At 43.5% G+C, this 6,431-nt stretch carries 6 protein-coding genes; 3 read left to right on the plus strand and 3 right to left on the minus strand.

Translation table 11 applies throughout. The features are described from left to right. Nucleotides 1-114: 114 nt before the first annotated feature. The 3 genes from BUA75_RS10775 to BUA75_RS10785 form a co-directional block, all read right to left on the minus strand. Nucleotides 115-876, minus strand: a complete 762-nt coding sequence (locus BUA75_RS10775) for a sugar phosphate isomerase/epimerase family protein (RefSeq protein ID WP_083574289.1) — start codon at nucleotides 874-876, stop codon at nucleotides 115-117. Between the two features lie 41 nt (nucleotides 877-917). Continuing rightward, nucleotides 918-2,168, minus strand: a complete 1,251-nt coding sequence (locus BUA75_RS10780; protein ID WP_072874613.1) for an aminopeptidase — start codon at nucleotides 2,166-2,168, stop codon at nucleotides 918-920. A gap of 169 nt (nucleotides 2,169-2,337) precedes the next feature. Beyond that, the gene (locus tag BUA75_RS10785; protein WP_072874614.1) at nucleotides 2,338-2,868 is read right to left on the minus strand and encodes an MFS transporter; all 531 of its coding nucleotides are present in this window, start codon (nucleotides 2,866-2,868) and stop codon (nucleotides 2,338-2,340) included. Nucleotides 2,869-3,064: 196 nt separating this feature from the next. Here BUA75_RS10785 and BUA75_RS10790 point away from each other — a divergent pair, with 196 nt between their 5' ends. Genes BUA75_RS10790 through BUA75_RS10800 form a run of 3 tightly spaced genes read left to right on the plus strand, consistent with a single transcriptional unit; the run spans nucleotide 3,065 to nucleotide 6,402 of the window. Then, nucleotides 3,065-3,952, plus strand: a complete 888-nt coding sequence (locus BUA75_RS10790) for a DNA adenine methylase (RefSeq protein WP_083574290.1) — start codon at nucleotides 3,065-3,067, stop codon at nucleotides 3,950-3,952. Further along, nucleotides 3,952-5,040, plus strand: a complete 1,089-nt coding sequence (locus BUA75_RS10795) for a restriction endonuclease, SacI family (RefSeq protein ID WP_072874615.1) — start codon at nucleotides 3,952-3,954, stop codon at nucleotides 5,038-5,040. Before BUA75_RS10790 ends, BUA75_RS10795 begins: the two co-directional genes overlap by 1 nt. A gap of 24 nt (nucleotides 5,041-5,064) precedes the next feature. Continuing rightward, nucleotides 5,065-6,402 carry an ISL3 family transposase gene (locus tag BUA75_RS10800; RefSeq protein WP_072874616.1) on the plus strand — a complete coding sequence of 446 codons (1,338 nt, stop codon included), beginning with the start codon at nucleotides 5,065-5,067 and terminating at the stop codon, nucleotides 6,400-6,402. The last annotated feature ends 29 nt before the right edge of the window (nucleotides 6,403-6,431 follow it).

A 6,431-nucleotide genomic window follows, 5' to 3' on the forward strand; every position in this document is an offset into this window, starting at 1 on the left:
TTTTGAGGCTCCCCGAAAAATAAAGAAAGCTAGATTCACGCTTTCTTTATTTCTTGTTACAGGGAGCCTCTACTTTATCACTATACCTTGAAATAGTATGGCAAGCTTTGTTGTTTATTGGCTAGGTGCAGATAGGAGTTGCGATAGATAGATAAAATTAGATTTCAAATCTCTCATTGGATGTCCTTGATAGGTTTCTTGTTCAACAATGTACCATTTCACACCAGCTGTCTGAGCGGCATGAAGTATTGCTGGAATATCTAGACGTCCACTGCCCACAACTTCGTTTTTCCGTTTATCCTCTTTGGACATATCCTTGACATGCAATAGATCTGCGCGTCCAGTATAGTTATGCAGATAAGAAGCTATATTTTCGCCAGTATACGCAATCCAATAAATATCTAACTCTGCTTGAATTAGAGATGAATGGCCTTTCCCTAGCAGTACATGTATGGGCTGTTCATTTTCTATCTTTATAAATTCAAAGTCATGGTTGTGGTATGCAAAATGCAAACCTTCCTGAGACACTTTTTGAGCTATTTGTTCAAGTTTCTCAGCCAATCGCTGATAATCCTGCATATTCCTACGCAGCTCCGGTGCTATAAATGGACAGACAATATATGAAAGTCCCAACTCAGTAGCATATTCCAGAACTTCTTCTACTTGATTTTCTAACTGATCGAACGGAACGTGACTGGATACTGGTTGAAGTTGAAGATCGAACAAAATTTTTCGAAGTTCTCTAGCACCTAGACCTCCGTACCCTGCAAATTCCACTCCATGATAGCCTATCTCAGATACTTTCTTTAACGTTCCGACAAAATCTTCCGCCGCCATCTCGCGCAAAGAATACATCTGCAAAGCAATATTCGCCAAGTTAAGCCACTCCTTTCCGTGTGTGGCAATCCTGGAAATCCTTACTCCATACTTACAAACTTTCCATTTACCATAATGGGCATCATTTGACCTGTCTTGGTTTTGACATCAATATTCATTTCTGGCGATCCAATCATAAAATCCACATGCATGAGACTATCATTTAATCCGTGCTCATTCCAATCGGCTCGACGCAATTGATAGCCCCCTTCAATTAATGGATAGGCTTTACCAATGGCCAAGTGGCAGGAGGCATTTTCATCAAACAACGTATTATAGAAAAGTCGCCCCATTTGATATATAGGCGAATCAACAGGAACAAGAGCTACTTCTCCCAGATAATGACTTCCCTCATCAGCCTCAATAATATGACGCAGTGCATCCTCGCCTTTCTCAGCTGAATATTCGACAATTCGACCAGCCTCAAAACGGATGCGTATGCCCTCAATTAATGAACCATTGTGAACAAGTGGCATGGTGCTTGTCACAGTGCCATTGACCCGATCGCGATGTGGTGCGCTAAACACTTCTTCCGTTGGAATATTGGCTACAAAGTGCACTCCGCCTTGACTTGGTTTCCCAGCCGCTGTCCAATAGTGACCATCTGGCATACCAATCGTCAAATCTGTTCCGGGAGCGCGATAATGTAGTTCCACAATGTTTAGTTGATTCAACCACTGGCTACGTTTCTGCAAATTGACAATATGTTGTTTCCATTCTTCAATTGGATTTTCACCATCTGCACGTGCCGCTTTGAGAATCGCTTTCCAAAGAGCCTCTGTTCGCTCCTCTGCAGGTAGATCGGCAAAAACTACATCAGCCCATGGTTGAATTGGAGCGGAGGCCAAACACCAAGTATATTCATCATTGGTACGTCGGTCATTGAAAGAACGGAAGGCATTCGCAATTGACTTACTGGCTGTATCAACCCGACTACGTTCAATTCCGTCAAAAAGATATGGATTGGACGCCGGTATGGCAATAAAAGCTGCGCCTTCGTCCGCTAATTTTTGCACCCATTGCGCTTGCCACTTTGCTCTTTCTGCTAAAGTTTCCAGTGAACCGCGCTTTACAGTCTCTCGCATCCACCATTCATCACCATAGTCCACATGAACAAACTTAGCACCTGCATCATATGCCGCTTCCGTCAAACAACGTGCAAACTCTACATGTTCTGGATAAACTTGGCGACTGGCAAAACCAATCACCAAATTCTCACCTGGTTGCAGATTGACACCAATTCGAATCACCAATTCCGCGTATTTCTTTAACTGTTGATTCAGACTGACCATCTCCTGTTCTTGTTGATACCTCTACGTGAATACTTCTCAATGCGAGGCAGTTAGTATGTATCCCAATGTTTCTGGCGGGATGCGTGATCTTGCGATGAGGGTTACTGACAGTTTTGAATTATGGAAGCGTTAACACTTCCACAGTATAGCGCATCATTGGACTCACTCTCTACTTTTGGCTGACCATACGTTTTACAGGTCTCGCAGCAGCTAATGCCGCTGCAAAGGAACATACGAAACCTACACTAGCAACGCCAAGCCAATGAAAGTGAGCATACATATCAGCCCCAATGGCAGACCCAAGTGCACCTCCTATAAAATAACTCGTCATATAAACTGTATTCAAACGATTGCGAGCGTCTGGCCGCAAACTATAAATTCTTGCTTGATTTGAAATTTGCGCTGCCTGCACACCGAGATCGAGCAAAATGACTCCCAGGATTAAACCCCAAAGATGCGCTGACAATCCAGCAAACACCAGGAAGGAAAGGAGGGTGCAAAGCGCTCCAAGAAATGCCACTCTCCGAGCCGGCATACGATCTGCCAGACGTCCAGCCACAGGCGCAATGGAAGCACCCGCTACTCCGAGCAACCCAAAAAAGCCGGCCACTTCCGCCCCATAATGATAGGGCGATGTGCTAAGTCGAAAGACGAGCGTCGTCCAAAAAGCACTGAAAGCAGCAAATAGCAACCCTCCCATCAAGGCAGCCTCACGAAGTGTGGGTAACGTGCGTATCAACTGCCAAAGCGATAAAAATATGTCTCTTGCTTGAAGTTTTGGGGTATTCGGATTTTGGGGTTGAAAGCGCCTTTTGATACTTCGATTGTAAAATCGGATTTTGTTGTTGAAAAACAGAATTAAATAGAGTACATTCTTAGTGAAAGGGGTGCTAAAAATGGCAGAAACATCATCATTGTTTTTGAATGCAGTGCTTGAGGAAGCAGGTATACGTCCCCGAGTTAAGAATAAGAACAAAATTGCCTTTGGTTGGTACGGTGGCAAGTATAGCCACCTATCCTGGCTTCTCCCTCTGTTGCCTTCTACGAACCATTATTGTGAACCCTTTGGAGGTTCTGCTGCCGTCCTAATTAACCGTGCCCCCTCTCCTGTAGAAACTTACAATGATTTAGACGGAGAGGTTGTTAACTTTTTTCGCGTATTACGCGATCATAGAGATGAATTGATCGAAGTCATCGGGTTGACGCCTTTCTCACGGGAAGAATTCGTGGAAGCTATTTGTGAACCGGTTGAGGGTTTGTCCGATCTGGAGCGTGCCAGAAGGTTCTACATTCGTGCCAGACAAGCAAGGACAGGGTTGGCACAAACAGCTTCACCGGGACGTTGGGCAACGTGCAGGAATACAAGTAGACGTGGTATGGGCGGAGCTGTCTCTCGCTGGCTAGGAAGCCCACAAGACCTAGTTGAAATTGCAGGTCGGCTCATTCGCGTTCAAATTGATCATCGTCCTGCGATTGACGTTATACATGCCTATGATAGTCCAGATACTCTGTTTTATTGTGACCCTCCTTATCCGCACGAATCCCGTGGCGACAGTAAAGCATACAGTTTTGAAATGACTGATGAGGAACATAGAGACCTTGCAGCAGCGCTACACAATGCGCAAGGTAAAGTGGCTATTTCTGGCTATCATTGTTCGTTAATGGACGAACTGTATGGTGACTGGACGTGTATTGAAGCGGACCCCAGGCTATGCCATTCAGTGAAAGAAGAACGACAAGAAACTTTGTGGATCAATTATGAGTTGCCAATGGAGTTGATCTGATGGGCGAGGAAATCATAGTAAATACCGAAGAGGCAAAAAATACCCTGATTCACTTTTGGGAAACAATTCAGCAGAAAGATTTAGACTCCAATTTTGATGAGGAATTCTCATCTGCAATATCGAGTCTTCTGAGAAGTAACACACGAAGTTATAGATACGTTTTACCAACACAGCTCTTGGCGAAAGTTGTAAATCCAAAAGTAAACGCAACCTGTCTTCAGAAAAGAAGTGCAGTAGTTGGTCATTTTGATGCCCGCACGCTTTGCCATAAGGTGGTTGTTCCCTTTGAGAGAGAACAAGGCAAGCCGCTAGGGGGATCTCCAGAACCGTATGTGAATAATCCACTCAGAGTTCCCGAAGTCAGTTCTGAGCATCGGAATGCACAAAAAGACAAGGACGGATGGGATCAGCTCTGCGCAGTCCTCAATGAAGTGCAAAAACGCGGAGATAAAGCATTTTCCGAACGTATATTCCTACAAGTCTTGTTGGAAATCAGAAAGATTCAGAACGAACAAACCGTTACATATTCAATGCCGCAACGTATCAGTCTAGAACATTCTATGGCAATGTTCCAGGAATTCTTAAAGCCAAAAACGGGTGGAGGTAGACTTCAAGCCGTTTGTGTCGCGTTATTCAGAACGATTGGCGAGTTCTGGGGGATTTATGACGAAGTGTTAAGTGCGGTGGTCAATGCTTCTGATGCATCAGGGGAAAGACCAGCAGACATTGATTGTCGTAAAGACGGAAAAACTGTTTTGGCGGTAGAAGTAAAGGATCGGACAGTTACTTTACAACTCCTTGAAGATAAGATTGCGACAACGCGGTTAGCTCGTGTGGAGGAATTGTTATTCCTGATTCGTTCTGAACCCATCGTAGAAAGCCAAGAGGTTTACGAGAGGGCTCAAAGAGAATTCGCCAGTGGGCAGAACATTTATTTGCTTCATGTCGATGTCTTCATGGAGCAAATTCTTAGCTTGATTGGTGAAGATGGACGGTTGTTGCTCATTGAAAAGGTTGGCAACGCACTGGAGGAATTCCGTTTGGACTTTAAGGACCGAAAAGATTGGGCCGATATTCTGGTTAAATAGTCGTAGCGTGAGGTATAAGTTCAAATGGATATTCTTAATCTTCCACATTTCAAGATATTGACACATAAAGAAACAGAACATGATTTTCAGATTGAACTTGAAACGGTTGCTGCTCCAGATGCCTGTCCTCATTGTGGGTGTATTGCTAATCTCTATCGTTATGGGCGAAGAGCACAGCTAATCATGGATTTACCCATTCATGGTAAACGTGTAGGACTTCTGATTCACCGCCAACGGTATCAATGCCGAGATTGCAAGCAAACCTTCTTTGAGCCGCTGGATCACACTGTCGATGAAAAGCGAAGCGCCACCAAAAGACTTGTGAAATATATTGAGAAACAAAGCCTGGAACGGACGTTTGTCAGCATATCGGAGGATGTTGGCTTGGACGAAAAAACGATCCGCAACATCTTTCGTGACTATATTAACTACTTAGAACAAACAGTCTGTTTTGAAACTCCCAATTGGCTTGGAATCGATGAAATCCATATCATCAAACCTCGCTGTGTTTTAACAAATATCGGTCAAAGAACTATACTCGACATTTTACCAAATCGGAACAAAGAAACTGTGGTGAAATATCTCCATAACCTGCCAAATAAAGGCAGAATTACATACGTTACGATGGATATGTGGCGACCGTATAAGGATGCTGTAAAAACTGTGTTACCGCAAGCAATCGTCATTGTGGATAAGTTTCACGTGGTGAAGATGGCAAATCAAGCTATGGAGACCGTGCGAAAGCAATTGCGGGAAAGCCTATCGCCAAAAGAACGCAGAGGGCTCATGCATGACCGTTTCATTCTTCTCAAGCGAAGAACGGAACTTAAGCCTAATGAAGAACTCATTCTTGAAGTTTGGATTAAGAACTTTGAACAACTAGGAACAGCATATCATTTGAAGGAATCCTTTTTCAAAATATGGGATGCTAAAAACAAAGAACAGGCAATGAAGGCTTATGATGAGTGGCGAAACCAGATACCTCCCTCGCTTGAATATGCTTTTAAAGACATTTTAACCGCAGTGAGTAATTGGCATGAAGAAATATTTACCTATTTCATGCACCCAATTACAAATGCTTATACAGAATCCTTAAACAGTCTAATACGGGTCATGAACCGCTTAGGTCGCGGGTACTCTTTCGAGGCTCTCAGAGCAAAAATTCTGTTTTGTGAAGGTTTGCACAAGAAGAAAAGGCCCAAATATAATAAGCATGGTTTTATGACAGAGAGCGTAGAAAAAACGATGCCTAGAAACGCATTCTTTGATATGTATGTTTCAGAGTCCTCAATTCAAGAAACTAAGAACTATGGTGTTGACATTTCAACCTTGGTTGACAAATTAGAGAAAGGCGAACTTTGAGCTTTTTCAACCCCAAAATCCGAATACCC

Origin of the sequence: Alicyclobacillus tolerans (assembly GCF_900142255.1) — a bacterium.
Classification (GTDB): domain Bacteria; phylum Bacillota; class Bacilli; order Alicyclobacillales; family Alicyclobacillaceae; genus Alicyclobacillus_I; species Alicyclobacillus_I tolerans.

What these genes read in the sequence shown, in the direction of transcription:
- BUA75_RS10780 (WP_072874613.1), bottom strand. Translation starts at nt 2,168, where the DNA reads ATGGTCAGTCTGAATCAACAGTTAAAGAAATACGCGGAATTGGTGATT.
- BUA75_RS10790 (WP_083574290.1), top strand. Translation starts at nt 3,065, where the DNA reads ATGGCAGAAACATCATCATTGTTTTTGAATGCAGTGCTTGAGGAAGCA.
- BUA75_RS10795 (WP_072874615.1), top strand. Translation starts at nt 3,952, where the DNA reads ATGGGCGAGGAAATCATAGTAAATACCGAAGAGGCAAAAAATACCCTG.
- BUA75_RS10800 (WP_072874616.1), top strand. Translation starts at nt 5,065, where the DNA reads ATGGATATTCTTAATCTTCCACATTTCAAGATATTGACACATAAAGAA.
- BUA75_RS10785 (WP_072874614.1), bottom strand. Translation starts at nt 2,868, where the DNA reads ATGGGAGGGTTGCTATTTGCTGCTTTCAGTGCTTTTTGGACGACGCTC.